Raw genomic sequence first — 22,435 nt, forward strand, 5'->3', positions numbered from 1 at the left:
GGGAGATCTGTTTTGATGCGTCATGGCACCATCTGCGCGCTGGCTATGCTCCTCTTATGCCAGGCAACGGCTCCAGCGTCGGCCGGCAATTGCCTGTCGCGAAATGACGGCTTCGAGCTCAGTTCCGACACGGTCCATTGGAGCTTTTCCATTCGGGGCGGGACGGACTGTCTGCAGGGCTTGCGGGGAAGGGCCATGCTTATCGACGAAGTCAAGATCGTGGAGCCGCCCGCGGCCGGTACTCTCACAATCGCGGGACCTGCTTTTTTCTACCGGGCCCCCGCGAGCGGTTCCGTCGATCGTTTCAAGCTTCAAGTCGCCGGCGAAAACAATCGCATGCGCGGGACGTCTCTGATCGTTGTCGACGTGTCGATCAGATAACGCGCCACGGTCGACGCGATGAAGGTCGGGCAGTGGTCAATGGCTGCGGCGGTATCGTTGCCGTCGCCGATGCGATACATAAGCCCGCATGGCGTAGCCGGACATGAAGCCCACGAGATAGATCGAAATGACAAGCGTCATGAAATCGCCAATTGTCTGCTTCGCCTGAGATATTGAATAAGCATTGTGCCCTCACTCCGGGTGAGCAGCCGAATTCTGATCGCACCAACGATCCTGATAAGACTCGAATTTTCCTGCTCTAACGAGCCACGGTCACTTCCGTTCCTGATGGCGGATACGCCTGGGCGACGACAGCGTCCTTCCCGAAAGGGTATGCGCAAGTCGAACGTCCGGACGCAGATGAGGATAGCCCGGAGCCGCTTGGCCGTGTCGAGAACTCTGGGTTGTCGGCTGCCTCAATTCTGATCAGGTTGTAATCGCGAAATATCTCCTTGAAGGGCGAAACATCGCTTCGAAAATCGTCCAGAGCCAGTGCGTCGTTTTCACTCTTCGCGATCCGGACGACGGGATGCACGCCCCTCCGGCGCAGCACCACCTCGGTCAGCAACAGATCCGATGACGGCCCGCCCCGCGACAGCAGAACGTGCCGTTTCGTAACCGCGTGGTCGCCGCAATCCCCCGTGCATGGGAAACGCTTGAGAGGCGAGGGTTGTAGCTGAATAGACGAGATCGTCCGGTTTATTGCTGCATTGACCCGCTGAAGTTCGCGAACGCGTTGAGCCTTGGATAGGGGCTGCGCCGCAACGTCGATGCTCGACTTGCATTCAGTCGGATAAGTCAGACAGAAAAATGTGTGCTGCAGCGGCGCAGGCACGTGTTCTGCCCTCAGCGGAATGCTGCTCGCGATCAGCATGAATATCGATGTCGCAATCAACTTGCTCGAAGACATGGCACTCAACGCCCATTCGAGACGGATACTGAAATATCGCTGAGTTTATGTCTGTTGTCGGAAATTCGAAGGCCAAAGAAAGGGCTGCGTTTGCACGAAAAACAGGCCGGATATCGTCCGGCCACTCTTCGAGATTGGGCTCCGCTTGATTTGCTCGTGTGGATAGGCAGCCGAGTGGTGCGCGCGTTATCGATCTTGCTGTGCTCGCAGAGCATCGTCACACGGGGCCGATAGGAGACAACGTGCGGCGTGGGATTGCTCGCGACCGATCACGACGGCGGTCGTTCTCGATTGCCTTAACTCAGCAATCTGCCCAGCAATTCAACTGAGATCCAGAACAGACCGGCGATCCACCCAACCATCGCGATCGACACCACGACCGCCCAAACCACGGCGATCCAGGGAATCTGTCGAACCGATGGATGGCGATGCAGCGCATATATCACTCCGAGCAGGAGTGCGACGACTGCACAGATGGCAGGAGCAGCAAACATCCGGCAACATTTAGAGGCGCGCCGACGCAGCTCAAGCCGAGGTGAGGATTAACCTCACCGGTCAACCTTACTCTGAGGAAATGGAGGACGCGCCGTCGGACCTCCTTGGGCAGCGCGCCTCAGTTGCTCATGTGCGAACGCGGCCGCGAGAGGACGTCAGGTTGGACGGAGGTGCTTCGTCCAAGTGCTCGTTCGGCGGCGTTTGGCGCGACGGCATGCAGTCTCTTGCGCCGTTCATGTAGAGCAATGCTGACACGCTTCGAAAGTCAATGGCGAATTTATCGACGGATCAATCCAAAAGGATAACCCGAGCAATCATGAATTGGCTTCACGCAGGGCTGCCTGTCGGAGAAGATGATTAGGATTTCGAGATTTAAGCCAGTATTGGCTGACCGCTGAAGGTGGAACCGGAGGCGGCAAGCCGGAACTTGATGACAGTCCGATTTATTGCAGATTTATGGAGGCTCACGGGGGCAAAACCCAATCCTTTTTCATTTGCATAGATATCATAAGCGATTTTAAATAGGCCCATTGTTTGTGTGCGGAGATTTTAGAATGTTTGAGATTGAGTCCTCTTTGCGCCGCCTCAGGGATAACGTCGGCCGCTTCATGATTCCTTCCATTGTCATGGGGAATGTTCGCGTCCTCGAGGATCAGATCGAGTTTCGCCGGCAAGCATTGAGGGAAATCGAGGCCATCCGTTACCACCTGAAAGGTTTTGCGCCTCGTAAAGGCTCGACTTCGCGGAGGCGTCGTAGCCGGCTGCGGTAAATTCAGCTTCGGACGGGACCGGGCTATTGGGCACTATTAATTCTGATTTTTGTAAATGCAGTGGGAGAGTCCAGATCTTTTAAAGTCCATTGAGCATTTTATTTCTGAATAATGCGCCAAAAAGGCCCCAAATTCGGCTTCTTAAGAGCCCGATTGGCGGATTATAGTGGATTTCATTCTGCAGCGCCGCGTCGATCCCTTGATTGATATTGGGCAGGCGAATATACGGCGCTGCAGGTGAGAGTTGCCGCACTACGGGACAAGTTGCAGCACCACGGGACAATATGTCGAAGAAAATCGAGCTTGAGGCGCTTTCGTTAGATGAGCTTTGGTCGCTCCACGAAAAAATATGCGCTATTTTATCGTCTCGGATAAAGGCCGAGAAGTATGAGCTGGAGAAGCGGTTGGCCATTCTCAGCCGCGGGATTGAGGGGGTCGATCAAGCGACCGTATCCAGTGCCAGCTCCGACAAGCCGCGCCGTAAGTATCCAAGGGTTCTTCCGAAATATCGCGACCCCAAGACTTATGAGACGTGGTCCGGTCGCGGCAAGCGACCCCGATGGCTCGTCGCCGCGATGAAATCCGGCCATAAAATCGAGGAATTTCGGATCAGCGAAGCCGGCCCGAAGCGCCGCCAAACCGCTTAAATCCGGCAATCCGGTTTACCGCCAGGGTAGCAAAACAGCGGGTCGAGGCCTCGTTCGCGGTGCAGCGCGAGGCCGTCCTGATGCACCGGATTGTCCCTCTGAAACTCGTCCGCGCTCATTGGGGCCGCGTTCTCCGTCCCTGCGCTTATCGACGGTCAGCCGGGATCTCAGGTGCGTCTCATCCTGGTGATATTGCGCTGAGCGTGGCTGTTGGGGCGCGATTCCTTGCGTCTAGTGTCGTTGTAACGAGAATGGCTTGTGCGACGCGTGGTTCATGTCGTCGTGCTGCCTGCAATTGAGGGCCCACATCGCCGCCTGGGTGCGATTGTTCGCCCCGATCTTCCTGAAGATATTCTTCACGTGAACCTTCACGGTCGGCTCGGCGATACTGAAAAATCTCGCGATGTGCTTGTTCGTTTCTCCCCGGACGATGCGTTCCAGGATCTCCAGTTCGCGCGACGACAGCTGCTTGCCCCGGAACAGCTCGCCGGCGACCTCGCAGTCCGCCTCGTCATGGAGCGGCGGCGATGCCGTCTCGATCGTCTTCGACTGCATCTGGCGCGACCAGAGCCGAGCATCAATTCGAGGGAGCTTTCCGTCGACCAACGCTTGAAGGGAGGCGATCAGAGCGCTCGGGCTCACCGAGATGAAGAGCGCGGCATCCGCGCCGCTCTCCAGAGCGGAAGCAAGGACGCTTGCATCACACTCGTCGCCGATGGCGGCGATGAGAGCCAGCGGAAATCGATGCCGGATCTTGGCGCAAACAACGGCATGGTTTGCGCCGACAATGAACAGCGTGGTTTTGTCGCGCGGGATGCCGATAAGACCATCAAGTTCAAATGCGCAGCCGCTTGGACAAAAACCGGTGTTCGCTAGCAGGAGGCGCAGACCTTCGCGCAGCAGGTTGTCCTCTTGAAGGATATACGTCGGCATCGCGGGACTGGACGACATGATCATTACTGTCAGGCCTGATAACTGCGCAACTGCATCGCAGTCGCCTATGGCTATTAAATTCTAGGCAATTTTATAATATATTTCAATCTTGTATTTGCGCATTAAATCGGACGAGGTCTCTATTTAATGATCTGGAGATGCGGGCGGGGCGATGCCGAGTTCCCGCTTTCTCCGCCAGGTTGGAATCCTTCGCAGGCCATGTCTCCCGACGCAGCTTCCGGCAGATCGCGCGTGGCGGCAGCGGGGAGCGCCGTTACCCATCTGAGAACGAGTGCCTGAAGCGCTCCGCGGATCTCGGCCGAATTAAAGGTATGATCGGCGTCCTCGAAGTACTCGAACGCAATCCAATCCCTCATGGGAACATCGGGGAACGCATCGTAGAATTGCTCGCGATAGCGACCGTCCAAGGCTTGGCCCGCAACGACAACCAGCACATTCAACCCGCGCTCGAAAGTCTTCAGATACAATTCCCTCAGCTCGCCGTGCAAGTTCTGCACGCTCGCACTTGGCAACTGGGCCGCGTCTTCACCAAGGGCCGATCTTGCTTTGGCGGCAAAGCCATCCCAGACCAGCCCTCGACCGCCCATAAACGACCGCCAGCTGCTGAGCCTCAACAGCCGGTGACGGGTATAATTCACATAAAAGCGCCTGGTGGGCGGTATCTCCGGGTCGAGCAGCACCAGTCCGCTCACGCGCGGATCGGAATGCCCGAACCGAAGCGCGATTTCGGCTCCCATGCAGAGACCAACCAGAACGACTTCGGTGACGTCACAGGATCTCGTCAGCCAATCCAGCGCCTCGGACACGTCCGACTGATGCGCTTCGACCGGATTGAGGTCGCCTGCCCGAGGGGCGCTGTCGCCGATGCCGGAGAAGTCGAACCGAAATACGAGGTGACCCAGGGCCGCAAGCTCGCGCGCCATCGTCACATACATGCGATGGTGTCCGACCCGATGAGCTATTCCGGTGTTGAGCAGGACCACCGCGGGCTTTCGGACCTCAATTTCCGGCGAGGGGCGCGACAGGATTCCCAGCAGCGATCCTGATCGCCCGAAATGCACGGCTCGTTCGTTGAATGCGCGTGTCATTGTAACCAATCCACGATGCGCTGAAGGGCCCCGGCCGGGATGGAGCCGGTCGTCAGCCGCTCCTCAATCCACGCTGGAGCATCGAGAACATACTCGGCAGTCAAAGAGCCGGACTCGATCGGGGAGGGCGGCTGTTCGGTAAGGAGAAGGAGGGTACGCCTGGGCAGGCGGGCAGCATTGCCGGAGATCGTACCACGCGCATAATCCTCAATGACGATTGATCCGTTGGCCCTTCCGTCGACGCTGGCTTGATGCGCCGGATATTCTCTCGTGACGGCTGCCAGATCGCCGGCCTCGAGAGGTTCCCAAAGGACGAGCCGGTCGATTTCATGCGGCTGATGCAATGCTGCTTGCGCGGAAAGATTCGCGCCAAGCCGGAGGCCGACCACGTTTACTTTGGCGGCGCCGCTTACTTCCTTCAGTTCCTCGATTGCGGTCTCGATGTCACCGCACCAGCCTCCGATGTCTCCCTCGCTGGCATCGCCATAGGAATCGCCAGTGCCGAAATAGTCGAACCGCAGCACGTGAAACCCGGCTCGAACAAGGCGCGTCGCGAGCTGCCTCATGGTTCGATAGGCGAAGACTTGTTCGTTGCCCATCGGATGGCAGAGGAGTGCGGCCTGAACCCTCGCGGAGTCCGACTGGGCTGGCTCATAATAGCCAAAAAGGCGGCGCTCGCGATTACCGAAATGAAACGCCGTCATTTACGCGAATCCCTTGCTACAGAAGAAACAACGTGAACTCAGAGGCGGGCTCATGGCCACGAGATGCTTGCCATGTCATTCACACTTGCTGTGGCTGGCGCGATCAGAACTTGCGGCTCCATGTCGAAAGAATGATTGCCGGTGTGACAGGCAACGGCGGCTATGTAGGACTGGCACGGAGTAAACGCTCGCAATTGCCAATGCGCAGCCTTGCCAAACCTTGCATCGATTCTCGTCACGCGCGCTGGGCCATGTGGGTCGATGGTCACGTCAAACGCATCGAGGGGACAGCTCAATCCCAGGCCCATCGCCTTGATGACGGCTTCCTTGCGGGTCCAGCAGGCTAGAAAAGCCAACGAGCGCTGGTCGATCGGAAGTGACTTGAGCGATACGGTCTCGTCCGGGGAAAAGAAGCCCTCGGCGAGCTCGGCGGCATCTGGGATCTGCCGGACCTGTTCGACGTCGACGCCGACTTCCGGGCCGCGGGTGAAGGCGTAAACAGCAAGGTTCGCGGAATGCGACAGATTGAATTTCAGATCTGTCGACCCGTGCTTAGGCGCCAGCCTGGGTTTATCATAGCTATTCTCGACCAGTTCGATGGCCCTTGGGGCAACGTGCAGGCGTTCCGCGAGGAGGCGCCGCAGGCCGGCCCGAGCCAGGATGTATTTGTGCCGGTGCTCGGCATAACGAAATCGCTCCGCGCGCCGCTGCTCGTCGTTGGATAGGAGATCCCAGAGCTCTACGCTCGCGCCGGCGGACGCATCCAGGTGGATGAAAACGACCTCCAGGTCGGACGTCTCGAGATCCCCGAGGGCGAGTGCGTGCCGTCCTAGGTCCGCGGAGTCGCCCGATGCGAGCCTTGTGTTCATCGATCGCTCACGCGCTCGAGCCAGATTTCCCGCCAATACATGAGCTCGCCGCGAGGGCAGTCTCCGGGTTCCCCCGGGCACAGGCATTCCTCGCCGAGAGAACCGCAGCCCCGAACGCCGCTGAGAGTGACTGAATCCGTCAGTTCCCTCATCAAGCCGGTCGTTTCATTGATCAGCCGGTCAACGCGATAGCGGACCTCGGTTTCATGTCCGCAATATCTCATCATTTCATGGCAGAGCCCGAGGCCGCGATTGGACATCTTGTGATCGAGCGTCTTGACGATCTCGGCCCGGGATTTGACGCGAACGCGCTCGCCCGGTTGCAAGTTCAGTGACTGCTTCGGAGTCCTGTCGTGAGGGCCCCGAAGCAAATTGTCGTAGCCGAAGAGTCGCAATATTCTCTGTCGCAAAAATGCGCCGAACAACTGCAAAGCCAGGAAGAGTCCGATGTCGCCGTTTTGAATTTCGGTCAGCGCGACGCGTATTCGTCGGTGGCGGCCCGGTGGAAAGGCTTCGGTTGAGCCCAAAAGCTCGGTCGATTGGCAGAAATATCGCAGCTCGTCCGACTTCACCTTGAGGCGGGAACGCAGTTCCTCCTTGGCCGGATCGGACGACTGCACCCCGTCGCCGTCCGTACTCGCACTCTCCTCGTTCGCCGGGCGCAGCCAGGCGTGCTTCCAGTAAATTCGACAGCCGTGCTTGCAGCCGTCGTGACTGCTTCCATCGCAGCGTGGGCCCTCCAGCACCACGACGTCATTCGCGGGAAACCGCCGCATCGGATGGCCCTCGACGCAGGTCTTGTCGACCCGGCGCTGTATGCGAAACGATCTTCCGCACCAATCCACCATTTCCGGCATGAAGGGCAACCCATCGAGGGCGCCGTTGGTGTCGAGCGTCGATAGTATTTCACCTGCGGATCGAACGACCACGCGGTTACCGACAAGCATACCTTCCGCATTCATCGATCACGCCACCAAGGAACCCGTATGCACGTCTCCAGGACGTGGTTTAAAGCATCTGCAACGCTGCAATTTAATCTTTAAATTCTCGAAAATAACGTCGACAATTAAATAATTTATTTGATAGGCTGTCAACGGCCTCGGGGCGCCGTTTTGGGTGCTCTCAGCGTACAGCGGTCAAAAGTTTATAATGTTGCGTCAGTCGTATAATCGTTACGATCTTTCTCCGATCCAGGCCGGCATGCTTCTGCATGCGACCATGCAAGCCGGGAGCGGCGTCGACGTACAGCAAATCGTCGCGCATCTGGACGGCGGCATCGACATCGACGGGCTGATCGATGGCTGGCGGCATGTGACGCAACGCTACCCGGTCTTGCGCACGTCGTTTCGATGGCTGGATTGTCCGCAGCCCTTCCAGGAAGTGCAATCTCACGTCGAACTGCCCGTCGAGAAGCTCGACTGGAGCGGGCTCGATCAGTGTGAACAGGACCGGCAGCTCGATACGTTTCTGTCGGCTGATCGGCGGCAAGGATTCGATCTCGGACAAGCTCCGCTCTCACGCCTGACATTCATTCGGACGGCAACGCAGGTTGTCATGGTGTGGACGTTCCACCACATCCTGCTTGATGGCCGGGCGTTTCCACTCATCCTGCGCGAGGTTTTTGGATCCATTCAGTCCGAGGACGCTGCGCAGCAGCCGGGGTCGCCATTCGCGCCGGACTTTCGTAGCCACGTGGAATGGGTAAATGCCCAGGACGAGGCTGCATCGCGAGCGTACTGGAAGGAATTGCTTGCCGGGTTTCGGGTGCCCGTGCGGCTCTGGGTCGAGCGAGGGAACTCCGGCCGTTCGCATGGAGAGGATGTCGGCGAGTTCAGTCATGTCGAGCTCGAGGTTGCGCCTGAACGCACCCGGGCGATCCAGTCGGCAGCGTCCGCGGCTGGCGTCACCACCAATACTCTTCTGCAGGGCGCATGGGCGCTTCTGCTTGGTCGCCTGAGCGGCGAGCGCGATGTGGTCTTCGGCGCAACCAGGGCATGCCGAAGGTCTGGCATCCCCGGTGCCGACGGCATCATCGGTCTGTTGATCAATACGCTTCCCGTGCGGATGGATATCGATCCGGCGGCTGAGCTCTGCACATGGCTCGCGGCCATTCGAAGCCAAAGCGTGGCGATGCGCCCGCACGAGCACACACCGCTTGCAAGGGTGCAGGGATGGAGCGATGTCGAACGAGGCCGGCCGCTGTTCGAGAGCATCGTCGTCTACGAGCATCTGACCCTCGACGCGCAACTCAAGGCGCTGGGAGCTGAATGGCAGAGCCGCTTCTTCCGCTATGTCGGACAGACGAATTTCCCGCTCGCACTCATTGCCTACGGGGGTGAGCGGCTCCTGCTTCGCATCGAATACGCGTGCGGTCGTTTTGACGATGGGACCGCGCGCCGCATGGCGCGCTATCTCGAGACGTTGCTGGTCGACATGGCGGAGCGCGTTCTACGCTCGGACGGCTCTGCCCGGCTCGGCGACCTGAGCATGCTGCCCGCCGATGAGCGGACCGAAATGCTGTCCCACGAAGCGTTGACTGCATGCGCGGTCGCCCCGCTGCATTCGCTGTTCGAGGCGCGGGTGAGCGCGACGCCGGATTCGGAGGCTGTGGCGGCCGGCGAGGAGAGGCTGAGCTACCGTGAGCTCAATGCCAGGGCCAACCGCCTGGCCCATGCGCTGCGGCAGAAGGGCGTTCAGCGCAACGACATCGTCGGCCTGGCCGTCGAGCGCAATGCCGACGTCGCCGTCGGCATTCTCGCCATCCTCAAGGCCGGCGCCGCCTACCTCCCGCTCGATCCCGACTATCCCCGCGACCGCCTCGCCTTCATCGTCGGCGACGCCAGGGCGCGCCTCGTGCTGGCAAGCAGCAAGGTCGGGGAATCGCTGCAGCTCGACGGTGCCGAGTGCCTCGATATCGCGGCCGCGGGGAGCGGTCATCCGGAGACCAATCCGGATGTCGGCTCGGCTCCGGAGGATCTGGCCTACGTCATCTACACCTCGGGCTCCACCGGCAAGCCCAAGGGCGTTCTCGTCACCCATGCCAATGTCGCGCGCCTGTTCAGCGCAACCGACGCCTGGTTCGGGTTCGGTCCGAGCGACGTGTGGACGCTGTTCCACTCCTATGCGTTCGACTTCTCGGTCTGGGAACTGTGGGGGGCATTGCTCTACGGCGGACGCCTCGTCATCGTCCCCTATTGGATCAGCCGGGATCCGGCGGTGTTCCGCAAGCTGCTGGTCGACGAGGGGGTCACGATCCTCAACCAGACCCCGTCCGCCTTCCGCCAGCTCATTCAGGCCGACCGTGAGGAGGCGCCCGCGGCCTATGCACTGCGCGAGATCATCTTCGGCGGCGAGGCGCTGGAGCTGCAGTCGCTCAAGCCCTGGATCGAGCGCTATGGCGATGCCAGGCCGAGACTGGTCAACATGTACGGCATCACCGAGACCACGGTGCATGTCACCTACCGTCCGATCACGCGGGCGGACGTCGAGGCCGGCCGTGGCAGCGTGATCGGCAAGCCGATCCCGGACCTGTACATCCACCTCCTGGACGAGCGCGGGGAGCCGGTCCCGGTCGGGGTTCCCGGCGAAATCTGGGTCGGCGGCTCCGGCGTCGCCAACGGCTACCTCAACCGTCCCGAGCTCACGGCCCAGCGCTTCGTCAAGGATCGCTTCGATCCGTCCGGTTCGGCTCGCCTCTACCGGGCCGGCGATCTGGCCCGCCGGCTGCCCGACGGCGACATCGAGTTCCTCGGGCGCATCGACGCGCAGGTCAAGATCCGCGGATTCCGCATCGAGCTCGGAGAGATCGAGGCAACGCTCGCGGCGTGCCCGGGCGTCGCCGATGCTGCCGTCATTGCGCGCGAGGATACGCCAGGCGACAAGCGGCTCGTCGCCTATGTGGTTGGCAACAACGCAGCCGGCCTCGATCCGGACGAATTGCGGACGGCGCTTGCTGGCGCACTGCCTGCACACATGATCCCCGCACACTTCGTCACGGTCGCTGCCATCCCGCTCAACGCAAACGGAAAGCTCGACAAATCCAGGCTTCCCGCACCACGTTCAGACCTCCCCCAGGCGACGCCTCTCGCGTACGTCGAGCCATCCTCCGAGACTGAGCGCAAGATCGCGTCGGTCTGGGCCGCGGTTCTGCGGCTCGACCGCGTCGGAGCGGATGACAACTTCTTTGCGCTTGGCGGGGACTCGATCCTCAGCATCCAGATCGTCGCCAATTGTCGTCGCGCCGGAATTAGCAGCCTCGCGACGCGTGATCTGTTCGAACACCCGACGGTGGCAGCGTTGGCCCGTTGCGTTGATGGGCGCGCGCCGATCGCAGTGCCGGCGGCGCCACGCCTGGTCGGCAGGTCCGCCCTCACGCCCATTCAGCACTGGTTCTTCGAGCAAGGCTTTTCGGAGCTGCATCACTGGAACCAGGCGTTCTTGTTCGAGGTCCCGTCTGACATCGACCTGAAAATTCTGGAAAAGGCAATCGGATCCGTCTGCCGGCATCATGATGCCTTTCGTCTTCGTTTTCGACGAAGCGACGGAGGTTGGGAGTCGACCCTGGCGGACGAGGGCGGGGTGATCGCCGTCGCTTGTCATGATCTCTCGTCTTTGCCGGCAGAGGCCCTGGCGGGGGCTATCGAAGCGAAATGCGCTTTGGCGCAGGGCTCTCTGAACATCGAAGCAGGACCATTGCTGTGCGCGATCGTTTTTCGGCTCGGCGGCGGCCAACCGGATCGATTGTTAATTGCCGCGCACCATCTTGCGATCGACGGTGTCTCCTGGCGTATCCTGATGGAGGATCTGCAGGCCGCCTACAGCTCCCTGCGTGAAGGAAAACCGGTCGAATTTCCCGAGGCAACGACTGACTATCAGACATGGGCGGCCAGCCTTCGCGAATACGCCGGACAAGAGACCGTCGAGGCAGCGGCGCGAAGCTGGCAAGCGATGATCGCGGCACCGTTCGCTTCGCTCCCGCTGTCTTGTGCCGATAGTATTGAAGCCGATGCCAGCTCGTTTACGGTCGAACTCACCGAGACCGAGACCGCGGCTCTGCTTCAGGAGGTACCTAACGCCTACCGGACCCAGATCAACGATGTCTTGTTGTCGGCACTCGCCATCGCGCTCCAGCGAAGCACGGGAGAAAACGCCTTCCTGATCGAAACGGAAGGCCATGGCCGTGAGGACATTGGCGGCAATCTGGATCTGTCGCGCACCATCGGCTGGTTCACATCGCTGTTTCCATTGCGTCTCGACTTGCCGACGGAAAAGAGCATCGAAGCGGTTCTCAAGTCCGTGAAGGAACAGGTTCGAAAGATTCCCGATCGCGGTCTTACCTACGGCCTGCTGCGCTATTGCTCCGCGGATCCCACGATGAGAGCGAGCCTCGCGTACCGCGAACGCCCGCAATTGCTTTTCAACTATCTGGGACAGTTTGACCAGGTCACGCGCGACTCCGCTCTTTTCGCATTTGCCTCCGAGCCGATCGGGCGCTGGCACGCCGAAAGTGGCTGTCGAACTCACGCACTGGAAGTGCTGGCGCAGATGCGCTCCGGCAGGCTGCGAGCGGAATGGATCTTCAGCCCGAAGCAGATGGGCAGGGCGAACGTGGAATCGCTGGCATCCGATTTCATTGCGGCCTTGCGCGCCATTGTCGACCACTGCCGGGAGGTGAATGCGGGAGGGCGTACTCCGTCCGATCTGCCGCTTCTCTCCATCAACCAGACCGAGATTGATCGCCTCTGGCAGCTTTATCGCGGCTTCACCGATGCATATCCGCTCACCCCCATGCAGCGACTGTTCTACGTCATGGAGCAGGCCGGCTCGTCGGTGGGGTTGGAACAGTGGCAATTCCGAATCGAAGGAAAGCTCGATCCTCTATTGTTGAGCGCGGCCTTCGATCAGGTCGTCGCGCGGCATGCCATCCTGCGGACGGGTTTCGTGAGTTCGGACGGCGGCGAGCCGATCCAGATCGTGATGCCGGAGGTCGTTCTGCCGTGGCAGGAGGAGGACCGGCGGCACCTAGCCCCGGATGCACGCAGCGGCGCGACGGAGCGCGACCTCGAGCATGACGCGGCAACTCCCTTCGATCTCTCGCGGCCCCCCTTGATGCGGGTCAGGTTGCTGCACCTGGCGGAAGAAGAATGGCAGCTGCTCTGGACCACCCACCATCTATGCATTGACGGTTGGTCTTGGCCTCGTCTGTTCGGTGAGATCGCAACGATCTATACTGCCCTGACCGATCGTCGGCAGCCGACTCTGAGAAGTCCTCTGGAATATGCCCAATATGTCAGGTGGCTGACGCGCCAGCGAACGTCGTCATCCGCCTACTGGGAGAAAATGCTCTCCGATTTTGCTTCGCCGACGCCTCTCCGCCTGAGTTCCGTGGCAGCGACGCCTGCGCGCAAGCGAGACGGTCAATCGCAGCCCGACGAAATTCGGGTGCAACTGTCGCAGCAGGCGACGGTGGGCCTGCGCTCCCTGGGGCAATCGACCGGAAGCACTCTGAGTACGCTCGTGCAAGCAGGCTGGGCGTTGTTGCTCGGCTATTACGCGGAAACGCAAGACGTCGTGTTCGGAGCGACGTTGTCGGGGCGATCCGAACATGTCGACGGCATCGATACGTTGATTGGACCATGCGTGACCAACGTGCCGGTGCGCGTCAGGTTCGAACCGGCCGAGCCGTTGAGATCTTGGGTGTCGCGTCTCCAGGCTCAACAGCTCGATCTCACCCAGCATCAATTCGTGCCGGGCGACGTCATTCAGGGCGTGAGCAAGGTGCCTTGGCATCAGCGGCTGTTCGATAGTCTTCTGGTGTTCCAGAACTATCAGGTGGATGCCGCGATCGGGCGTCTGGGGCGGGACGCAACACTGAGCCCGGTTCAGACGCCGGAGGCGACGAACTACGCACTGACGCTCGCCGTCAGTCCCGGCGACCAGCTGACTTTGAGGCTGATCTATGATGAGAGCCGTATCGATCGTGGCACGATCGCAGCCATTGCGGACGATCTTCCCGTCATCCTGGCGGCGCTGGCATTTGGCGAGCCGGCAGCAACGGTAGCCGACCTGATCGCGAGCCTGCCGGTTGAACGGCGCGGCAAAGCTGCGACCGTCGCCCGGGCCTCGGATATCCTGCGCTTGCAGACTGTTGCTCCAATGCGGGTTGCGGAAAGCGAGACGGAGCGGAAGCTCGTTGCGATCTGGGCGTCCTTGCTGGCCCGATCGGATATTGGCGTCGACGATAATTTCTTCGATGCCGGCGGCCAGTCGCTTCTTCTGCTGCGGATGCATCGCCTCGTTGAACGCGATTTCGACGTTCGCATTCAGATCGTCAAGTTGCTGGAATTTCCGACCATCCGCTCGCTGGCAGCTTTCCTCAGCTCCTCAGGCGACACCGGACAAGTGGAGCGGCAAGCGGAATACGCGGCCGACCGCGCATCGAAGCAGCGCGCTGCCTTCGCCAAGCAGCGCGCGAGAGCCAGGCTGGTGTAAGATGTCGTATTCGCAGAACTACGACCCGGACGACGGAATTGCCATTGTGGGCATGGCGGGCCGCTTTCCAGGCGCCCGGTCTCCCGCAGAACTGTGGCGGAACCTGCTGGAAGGCCGCGAGACGATTTCCTCCTTCCGTGCCGACGAACTTGATCCGGCGGACGCCGACGAACTGGCCGCTCGCTCAGACCCCGCATATGTCGCGGCGCGCGGCATTATCGAAGACGTCGACAAGTTCGATGCCGGCTTCTTCGGCATCACCCCGCGGGAGGCTGAGGTTCTTGACCCTCAACAGCGGATATTCCTGGAAGCTGCGTGGGAGGCGCTGGAGGACGCAGGGTATGATCCGCGTTCGTTTGCCGGTCCCATTGGAGTCTATGCCGGCGCAAGCAACAATACGTACTTCAAGAACCTGATCGAGCGCAAAGACGTTACTGAACTCGTAGGCTGGTTGACTACGATGATGGGTAACGAGAAGGATTATCTCGCCACCCGCGTGGCCTACAAGCTCGACCTCCGGGGACCCGCGCTCAATATCGTGACGGCCTGTTCGACGTCGTTGGTGGCGGTCGCGACGGCCGTGCAAAGCCTGTCGACGTGGCAGTGCGACATGGCACTCGCCGGCGGTGTCTCGATCACGTTGCCGCAGAAGCGCGGCTACCTTTCGCAGGAGGGAGCGATCACCTCTCCCGACGGCCACTGCCGGGCGTTCGATGCGGATGCCGGGGGTACGGTCTTCAGCAACGGCCTTGGCATCGTGGTCCTGCGTCGTCTGTCGGATGCGATCGCGAGCAACGACCGCATCTACGCAGTGATCAAAGGCGCGGCGCTCAACAACGATGGTAGTGCAAAAGTCAGCTTTACGGCGCCAAGCGTCGAAGGGCACGCCCAAGTCATCGCGAGCGCGCACGCTCTCGCCGGCATTGATCCCGACACGATATCTTACGTCGAAGCCCACGGAACGGGGACCAGCCTCGGGGATCCGATCGAGATCGCCGGCCTGACGCAAGCGTTCCGGGCGGGCGGAGCGGTCCGCAACGGCAGTTGCGCGCTGGGCTCTCTGAAAACCAATATCGGCCATCTCGATGCCGCGGCAGGCGTGGCCGGCCTGATCAAGACCGCCCTGGCGCTGTATCACCGCACACTCCCGGCAACGCTGCACTTCCGGGCTGCCAATCCGAAGCTCGATCTGGAGAATACGCCCTTTGTCGTGAACACGCAGTGCCGGCCGTGGGACGCCGGTGGTCATCCTCTGCGTGCGGGCGTGAGCTCTTTCGGCGTCGGTGGGACCAACGCCCATGTGGTCCTCGAGGAAGCTCCCAAGGCCGCGTCATCAGAGGCCGGGCGATCGAGCCATCTGATTGTCCTTTCAGCGCGGACTCCGGCGGGTCTTGAGGAGCAGCGTCGACGGCTGACCGAGCATCTCGCGCAGGAACCCGAGCTGGATTTGCCTGACACGGCATTCACCCTACAGACCGGACGACGTGCGTTCGAATATCGCCAGGCGTTCTCCTGCAGTGATCACGAGAGCGCGCGGAAGGTTCTGTCCGCGACGCCTGCCACGACAAAGGTGCCGCGATCGGCGGCCTCGTTCGAGGGCGTGGCGTTCATGTTTCCGGGGCAGGGATCGCAGTATGTCGGCATGGGCCGATCCCTGTACGATGAAGAGCCCCTGTTTCGACGTGAGATCGATGAATCCTGCGAAGTGCTCCGTCCCATTCTGGGCCGGGATCTGAGACAGATCATCTACCCCGGATTCGACCGCGAGAGTTCCGCGAGGGACGAAATCAGGCAGACCCGCTTCACCCAACCGGCGTTGTTCGCCGTCGAGCATGCGCTCGCGCGCCTGTGGATGTCGTGGGGCGTGCAGCCGGCCATATCGATCGGGCACAGTCTCGGCGAGTACGTCTCGGCGACGATTGCGGGCACGTTCGAACGGGATGCGGCCTTGAAGCTCGTCGCGAAACGCGCGGCGATGATGCAGGCCCTGCCGTCGGGCGCCATGCTCGCTGTAAAGACGCAGCCGGCGGGGCTGGCAGGTCTTCTCACCGAGGGAGTGTGTGTCGCGGCCTACAACACGCCCGGGCTCGTGGTGGTGTCCGGCGCTCACGATGCCATCGCTGAGTTCGAGCGCGAACTGTCCGGCCGATCGATCGCCCATCGTCGGCTCGAAACGTCTCATGCGTTCCACTCGCCGGCGATGGACGCGATCGTCGAATCCCTCCAACAGATCGTTCGGGAGGCGGGCCCCAAGACTCCACGCACGCCCTGGATATCCAGCCTCGCAGGGGAGTTGATCGACAACTCCGAGGCGGTCGACCCCGCTTATTGGGCCCGGCAGATGCGTCAGCCGGTGCGGTTCTCGGAAGGCGTGCGGCGCTTGCGCGAGGGAGCGCTGGTGTTGCTCGAGGTCGGACCCGGTCGCACGCTCGAGACGTTTGCGCGGCAACACGGCTCGCGCCCGTCTGGAGCGCCGATGCTGACGTCGCTGCCGGCCGAGCCCGAAGAGGCTGGGAAACTGGGACATACGCTTCAAGCGCTTGGCGAACTGTGGTGCGCCGGCTGTCCGGTCGACTGGCAAGCCTTCAACGAGGGGCGCCGCCGCCGACGAATATCGCTTCCAACCTATGCATTCGAACGGACGAGATACTGGGTTGACCCACCGTCTCAGAACCGATCGAGCCCAACCAAATCGTCAGGTCCGCAGAACATTCCCCAGAGCGTGGCGCCTCAGGCTGCTGTGCAAGGCATCGACCTGACCACAGCGCAAGCCAACACATCGAGCAAGATCATGTCCAGTTCAGCGTCGAATGTTGAGAGTCTTCGTCGGTTGTTGGCCGACCTGTCGGGATTGGAGGCCGGGAGCCTTGATCCAACGGTTCCGCTGGTCGAGCTTGGCCTCGACTCGCTGGCGCTGACCCAGGCTGCGGCAGCGGTCAACAAGCGGTTTGGTGCCAAGATCAAGTTCAGAGAATTGCTTGATGATCACGCGACCATTGCAACGCTCGCCGAGCGTCTGCCGTCTGCCGCTCCCGATGCGACCCCCTCAGTGGCACAACCACCACGAACGGAGGTTGCGGGTGCAGCGGCAGCGAATCCTCCTGCAGCGACGGCAACTCATGTCGAATTGCCTCATGCGCGAGGCGGCGACACGCTCGACCTCATCCAGCTTCTCGGTCAGAACGCGCAGTTGATGGCGCGGCAGCTGGACATACTGCAACAGCTCGCGTCGCAGCGTGTTGCGCCAGCCACCCCCGCGGCTGCGCCGACGGTATCAGCGGTGCCGGCGAATGTTGCGCAACCGCTTCCGAGTGCACCGGACGCGAAGCGGACCGAGGCTCCGTCGCAGGCCTTCGGGCCTTATCGGCCGCCGGTCACGGGTGTCAGGAGTGCGCTCAGCGCCGAGCAGCGGCACAATCTCGGAGCCTTTACCCAGCTCTACAGCCAGGCCACGAAAAAATCGAAGGAACTGGCTGCGAAGCACCGCAACCATCTTTCCGACCCGCGCTCGAATGCCGGGTTCCGTCAGCATTGGAAGGAGATCGTCTATCCGATCGTGAGCGTACGCTCGCAGGGATCGCGCTTGTGGGATGTCGACGGCAACGAGTATGTCGACCTCGTGAATGGGTTCGGATCCGTGTTCTTCGGGCACAATCCCGAATTCATCCGTTCTGCGTTGAAGACCCAGCTCGATGCCGGCGTCGAAATCGGTCCTCAATCTCCGATGGCCGGCGAAGTCGCCGAGCTCATCTGCGAGATGGTCGGAATGGAGCGCGCGGCGTTCTGCAACACGGGGTCGGAGGCCGTCACCGCAGCGATCAGGACGGCGCGCACGGTGACGGGCCGCGACAAGATCGTCATGTTTGCCGGCGCGTATCATGGAATCTTCGACGAAGTCCTGGCACGTCCGGCGACGCGCGACGGCGCGCCGCGAGCGCGGCCGATCGCGCCCGGCATTCCCGAGGCGATGACCGACAACGTCATCGTGCTGGAATATGGACAGGAGGCGGCACTCGACGTCATCAGGGCCCGCGCCGACGAGCTTGCGGCCGTGCTGGTTGAGCCGGTGCAGAGCAGGCGGCCGGATCTTCAACCCCGGGAGTTCCTGCACGAACTTCGCGCCATCACTGCGGCGTCCGGCACGGCACTGGTGTTCGACGAGGTCGTAACGGGCTTCCGCGTGCATCCGGGAGGGATGCAATCCGTATTCGGTATCAAGGCGGACCTGGCGACGTATGGCAAAGTGCTCGGCGGCGGCCTGCCGATCGGAATCATCGCGGGTGATGCCCGATTCCTCGATGCGCTCGATGGCGGAACATGGCGCTTTGGCGACGAGTCCGGTCCGGAGGTGGGGGTCACCTTCTTTGCCGGGACGTTCGTGCGCCATCCCCTTGCGCTCGCAGGAGCACGCGCCGTGCTCGAGCGTCTGCGCGACGGCGGTCAGGACCTCCAGCGTGAGCTGAACATGCGCACGCTACGCTTCGTCAAGCGTTTGAACGACATTGCCGAGGAGGCGTCGGCGCCGGTACGTCTGCGCCATTTCGCGTCGTGGTTCATGTTCGATGTTCCCAGCGACGCGCCATTGGCGTCCTTGTTCTTCGCCTACATGCGTCGCCACGGTGTCCATATCTGGGAGGGCCGGCCGGGCTTCTTGACGCTCGCTCATTCGGATGCCGATCTCGACCGCGTCGCGGATGCCTTCGGCAGGTCGCTCGAGGAGATGCAGCGGGCAGATTTCCTGCCCGGGCATCGGGAGGACTCACCGCCGATAGCCGGCGCCCGATTGGGGCGCGATGCGCAGGGAAACAAGGCCTGGTTCGTGCCGGATCCCGATCGGCGGGGAAAATTCCTGCAGCTCAATCTCAGGAGCGCCGCCGATGCCTGACATCAATGGAACGGATTTCGTACCGGTCGACTTCGATCCGTTTGCCGACGTCCCGGTCGTATCGCTTCCGCTCACGGTGCAGCAGAGCGAGGTTTGGGTCGAGTCGCAGATGGGCCCCGAAGCCAGCTGTGCGTTTAACCAGTGCTTCGCACTGCATCTCAAAGGACCGCTTCTGGTCGAGGTGATGCAGAGCGCGCTGGACCAGGTCGTGCAGCGGCATGACGGGTTGCGTGCTCGCTTCGACGAGAAGGGGGACCAGCAGCGGATTGCAGCCGAAAGCGACATCAAGCTTGGACTCGAGGATCTCAGCGGGGTCGACGCGTCGCAACGGCAGCAGGTGATTTCCAAAATCCTGGATCGAGAAGTCAGCGATCCCTTCGATCTCGTCAACGGCCCGCTGTTGCGAGCCAAAGTGGTCCGCGAGACCGCCGATTCACATGTTCTGATCGTGACGATACACCACATCGTGTGTGATGGCTGGTCATCTTCGGTGCTGTTCTCCGATCTTGCGGCCGGCTATGCCGCGGGTTGCTTTGGACTTGAAGCCCAACTGGCCGAGCCGATGAGCTATCGGTCGTATGTCGCGGAGACGGCCGGTGCGAAGGAAGCAGCTTCCGACGAGGCCTACTGGCTTGGGCGGCTGAGCGGTGAGTTGCCTGCGCTCGATCTTCCGCTCGACCACAAGCGACCGGCGATGCGATCGCGCAGCGGAGCCCGCGAGACGCTTCGCATCGAGCCGGAGCTCTACAGACAGATCAAAGCGGTCGGCGCGAGCCAGGGGGCAACTCTCTTTCACACGTTGCTCGCTACGTTCGAAGTTCTGATGTTCCGGTTGTCCGGCCAGGATGACCTGATTATCGGCATCCCGATTGCAGGCCAATCCGAGCTCGAGAACGGTCATCTGGTTGCGCATTGCGTCACGACTTTGCCGCTGCGCTGCCAGGTGGAGCCGAATTCGACTTTCACCCAGTTTCTGAAGCACGTGCGCTCCACGTTTCGCGAGGGGCAGGCGCATCCGAATGTGACGTTCAGCAGCTTGTTGCCGAAGCTGCCGATCAAGCGCGATGCGAGCCGTCCTGCGCTGGTTTCCGTTGTCTTCAACATCGACCGAATTGGTGCGGCGTTCGATTTCGGAGGAATCCTGCTCGAAAAGGTGGAGACCCCGAAGCGTTTCGTGACGTTCGATCTCAACGTCAACGTCATCGATTCCGGGCAGGATCTGTTCATCGAGTGCGACTACAACCGCGATATCCTGGACGCAGGCACCATTCGGCGCTGGCTGGATTATTTGGCGACGCTGCTCGGCGCGGTTGCGCGCGACGCGGAACAGCCCGTTGCGCGAATCCAGATGCTGGGTGCCGAAGAGCACAATCGGCATGCCGGCGTGCCGGCATGCGCGGTTGCCCCGCTGCATTCGCTGTTCGAGGCGCGGGTGAGCGCGGCGCCGGATTCGGAGGCTGTGGCGGCCGGCGAGGAGAGGCTGAGCTACCGTGAGCTCAATGCCAGGGCCAACCGCCTGGCCCATGCGCTGCGGCAGAAGGGCGTTCAGCGCAACGACATCGTCGGCCTGGCCGTCGAGCGCAATGCCGACGTCGCCGTCGGCATTCTCGCCATCCTCAAGGCCGGCGCCGCCTACCTCCCGCTCGATCCCGACTATCCCCGCGACCGCCTCGCCTTCATCGTCGGCGACGCCAGGGCGCGCCTCGTGCTGGCAAGCAGCAAGGTCGGGGAATCGCTGCAGCTCGACGGTGCCGAGTGCCTCGATATCGCGGCCGCGGGGAGCGGTCATCCGGAGACCAATCCGGATGTCGGCTCGGCTCCGGAGGATCTGGCCTACGTCATCTACACCTCGGGCTCCACCGGCAAGCCCAAGGGCGTTCTCGTCACCCATGCCAATGTCGCGCGCCTGTTCAGCGCAACCGACGCCTGGTTCGGGTTCGGTCCGAGCGACGTGTGGACGCTGTTCCACTCCTATGCGTTCGACTTCTCGGTCTGGGAACTGTGGGGGGCATTGCTCTACGGCGGACGCCTCGTCATCGTCCCCTATTGGATCAGCCGGGATCCGGCGGTGTTCCGCAAGCTGCTGGTCGACGAGGGGGTCACGATCCTCAACCAGACCCCGTCCGCCTTCCGCCAGCTCATTCAGGCCGACCGTGAGGAGGCGCCCGCGGCCTATGCACTGCGCGAGATCATCTTCGGCGGCGAGGCGCTGGAGCTGCAGTCGCTCAAGCCCTGGATCGAGCGCTATGGCGATGCCAGGCCGAGACTGGTCAACATGTACGGCATCACCGAGACCACGGTGCATGTCACCTACCGTCCGATCACGCGGGCGGACGTCGAGGCCGGCCGTGGCAGCGTGATCGGCAAGCCGATCCCGGACCTGTACATCCACCTCCTGGACGAGCGCGGGGAGCCGGTCCCGGTCGGGGTTCCCGGCGAAATCTGGGTCGGCGGCTCCGGCGTCGCCAACGGCTACCTCAACCGTCCCGAGCTGACGGCCCAGCGTTTCGTCAAGGATCGCTTCGATCCGTCCGGTTCGGCCCGCCTCTACCGGGCCGGCGACCTGGCCCGCCGGCTGCCCGATGGCGACCTCGAGTTCCTGGGGCGCATCGACGCGCAGGTCAAGATCCGCGGATTCCGCATCGAGCTCGGTGAGATCGAGGCAACGCTCAATGCCCATCCGCTGGTCCGTCAGTCCGCCGTCATCACGCGCGAGGCTCGCCCCGGCGACACGCGTGTCGTTGCTTACGTCGTCGTCGATGGCGGAGAAGACCTGACCGTCAGCGACGTCCGAAAATATCTGCGGACCAGCCTGCCGGACTACATGATCCCATCCTTTGTCGTGACGCTGCAGGCGCTTCCGCTGACGGCGAACGGCAAGCTCGATGTCGCGGCACTCCCCAACGTATTTCGCCCGGTTGGCGAAGACGTTCCTCTCAGCGAGCCGCCGGCGCCGGGCATGGAGCAGCTTCTCGCCGCGATTTGGAGCGAGGCGTTGCGGGTCGACAAGATCAACGCGGGAGATAACTTCTTCGATCTTGGCGGATACTCGTTGTTGGCGGTGCGTGTCGCAGTCGCACTGCAGGCGCGGATCGGCTGGCGCATGGATCCGAGAAGCCTGTTCTTCCAAACGCTGCGGCAAGTGGCAGCGCAGGCCGAAGCCGCGGTTGCACGGCCGCCTGCCGCCAAGGGGATTGCATGACCATCGATTTCTTTGAGAATTATGCCTGTAGCCGGGAGG

Annotated in this window: 12 protein-coding genes; 6 read left to right on the forward strand and 6 right to left on the reverse strand. The window is 61.7% G+C overall.

From position 1 onward, the window contains the following. Positions 1-195 precede the first annotated feature (195 nt). Complete coding sequence (locus QM712_RS03185; RefSeq protein WP_415021585.1) at positions 196-381, forward strand: hypothetical protein; 186 nt, start codon at positions 196-198, stop codon at positions 379-381. A gap of 259 nt (positions 382-640) precedes the next feature. On the opposite strand, the gene QM712_RS03190 is transcribed toward QM712_RS03185, so the two are convergent. Next, a complete protein-coding gene (locus QM712_RS03190) occupies positions 641-1,291 on the reverse strand; it encodes a transglutaminase-like cysteine peptidase (protein ID WP_415021586.1) in 651 nt (216 codons plus the stop codon). 1,049 nt (positions 1,292-2,340) lie between these two features. Here QM712_RS03190 and QM712_RS03195 point away from each other — a divergent pair. Together QM712_RS03195 and QM712_RS03200 are read left to right on the forward strand one after the other, a co-directional pair. Then, the gene (locus QM712_RS03195; protein WP_415021587.1) at positions 2,341-2,556 is read left to right on the forward strand and encodes a hypothetical protein; all 216 of its coding nucleotides are present in this window, start codon (positions 2,341-2,343) and stop codon (positions 2,554-2,556) included. A 284-nt stretch (positions 2,557-2,840) separates the two neighbouring features. Continuing rightward, positions 2,841-3,203 (forward strand): H-NS family nucleoid-associated regulatory protein, encoded by a 363-nt coding sequence (locus QM712_RS03200; RefSeq protein WP_415021588.1) that lies wholly within the window; start codon positions 2,841-2,843, stop codon positions 3,201-3,203. A 231-nt stretch (positions 3,204-3,434) separates the two neighbouring features. Here QM712_RS03200 and QM712_RS03205 read toward each other — a convergent pair whose 3' ends face one another. The 5 genes from QM712_RS03205 to QM712_RS03225 form a co-directional block, all read right to left on the reverse strand. Beyond that, a complete protein-coding gene (locus QM712_RS03205; protein WP_415021589.1) occupies positions 3,435-4,160 on the reverse strand; it encodes a LuxR C-terminal-related transcriptional regulator in 726 nt (241 codons plus the stop codon). A 116-nt stretch (positions 4,161-4,276) separates the two neighbouring features. Then, on the reverse strand, positions 4,277-5,245 hold the full coding sequence (locus tag QM712_RS03210) for an alpha/beta fold hydrolase (RefSeq protein WP_415021590.1): 969 nt from the start codon (positions 5,243-5,245) through the stop codon (positions 4,277-4,279). Beyond that, positions 5,242-5,949 carry an alpha/beta fold hydrolase gene (locus QM712_RS03215; protein ID WP_415021591.1) on the reverse strand — a complete coding sequence of 236 codons (708 nt, stop codon included), beginning with the start codon at positions 5,947-5,949 and terminating at the stop codon, positions 5,242-5,244. Before QM712_RS03215 ends, QM712_RS03210 begins: the two co-directional genes overlap by 4 nt. A gap of 50 nt (positions 5,950-5,999) precedes the next feature. Beyond that, positions 6,000-6,818 (reverse strand): 4'-phosphopantetheinyl transferase family protein, encoded by an 819-nt coding sequence (locus tag QM712_RS03220; RefSeq protein ID WP_415021592.1) that lies wholly within the window; start codon positions 6,816-6,818, stop codon positions 6,000-6,002. Beyond that, positions 6,815-7,780: a hypothetical protein gene (locus tag QM712_RS03225; RefSeq protein WP_415021593.1), complete on the reverse strand. Its 966-nt coding sequence runs from the start codon at positions 7,778-7,780 to the stop codon at positions 6,815-6,817. The genes QM712_RS03220 and QM712_RS03225 overlap by 4 nt, the downstream gene beginning before the upstream one ends. A 187-nt stretch (positions 7,781-7,967) precedes the next feature. On the opposite strand from QM712_RS03225, the gene QM712_RS03230 reads away from it, so the two are divergent. The 3 genes from QM712_RS03230 to QM712_RS03240 are packed head-to-tail and all read left to right on the forward strand — an operon-like array spanning position 7,968 to position 22,396. After that, the gene (locus QM712_RS03230) at positions 7,968-14,309 is read left to right on the forward strand and encodes an amino acid adenylation domain-containing protein (RefSeq protein ID WP_415021594.1); all 6,342 of its coding nucleotides are present in this window, start codon (positions 7,968-7,970) and stop codon (positions 14,307-14,309) included. 1 nt (position 14,310) lies between these two features. Continuing rightward, complete coding sequence (locus tag QM712_RS03235) at positions 14,311-19,194, forward strand: aminotransferase class III-fold pyridoxal phosphate-dependent enzyme (RefSeq protein WP_415021595.1); 4,884 nt, start codon at positions 14,311-14,313, stop codon at positions 19,192-19,194. Continuing rightward, on the forward strand, positions 19,187-22,396 hold the full coding sequence (locus tag QM712_RS03240; RefSeq protein ID WP_415021596.1) for a non-ribosomal peptide synthetase: 3,210 nt from the start codon (positions 19,187-19,189) through the stop codon (positions 22,394-22,396). The genes QM712_RS03235 and QM712_RS03240 overlap by 8 nt, the downstream gene beginning before the upstream one ends. Positions 22,397-22,435 lie beyond the last annotated feature (39 nt).

This window comes from Bradyrhizobium sp., assembly GCF_047605465.1.
Taxonomy (GTDB): Bacteria; Pseudomonadota; Alphaproteobacteria; order Rhizobiales; family Xanthobacteraceae; genus Bradyrhizobium.

Coding starts and splice junctions, on each gene's coding strand:
- QM712_RS03185 (WP_415021585.1), top strand. CDS start 196: ATGCTTATCGACGAAGTCAAGATCGTGGAGCCGCCCGCGGCCGGTACT.
- QM712_RS03190 (WP_415021586.1), bottom strand. CDS start 1,291: ATGTCTTCGAGCAAGTTGATTGCGACATCGATATTCATGCTGATCGCG.
- QM712_RS03195 (WP_415021587.1), top strand. CDS start 2,341: ATGTTTGAGATTGAGTCCTCTTTGCGCCGCCTCAGGGATAACGTCGGC.
- QM712_RS03200 (WP_415021588.1), top strand. CDS start 2,841: ATGTCGAAGAAAATCGAGCTTGAGGCGCTTTCGTTAGATGAGCTTTGG.
- QM712_RS03205 (WP_415021589.1), bottom strand. CDS start 4,160: ATGATCATGTCGTCCAGTCCCGCGATGCCGACGTATATCCTTCAAGAG.
- QM712_RS03210 (WP_415021590.1), bottom strand. CDS start 5,245: ATGACACGCGCATTCAACGAACGAGCCGTGCATTTCGGGCGATCAGGA.
- QM712_RS03215 (WP_415021591.1), bottom strand. CDS start 5,949: ATGACGGCGTTTCATTTCGGTAATCGCGAGCGCCGCCTTTTTGGCTAT.
- QM712_RS03220 (WP_415021592.1), bottom strand. CDS start 6,818: ATGAACACAAGGCTCGCATCGGGCGACTCCGCGGACCTAGGACGGCAC.
- QM712_RS03225 (WP_415021593.1), bottom strand. CDS start 7,780: ATGAATGCGGAAGGTATGCTTGTCGGTAACCGCGTGGTCGTTCGATCC.
- QM712_RS03230 (WP_415021594.1), top strand. CDS start 7,968: ATGTTGCGTCAGTCGTATAATCGTTACGATCTTTCTCCGATCCAGGCC.
- QM712_RS03235 (WP_415021595.1), top strand. CDS start 14,311: ATGTCGTATTCGCAGAACTACGACCCGGACGACGGAATTGCCATTGTG.
- QM712_RS03240 (WP_415021596.1), top strand. CDS start 19,187: ATGCCTGACATCAATGGAACGGATTTCGTACCGGTCGACTTCGATCCG.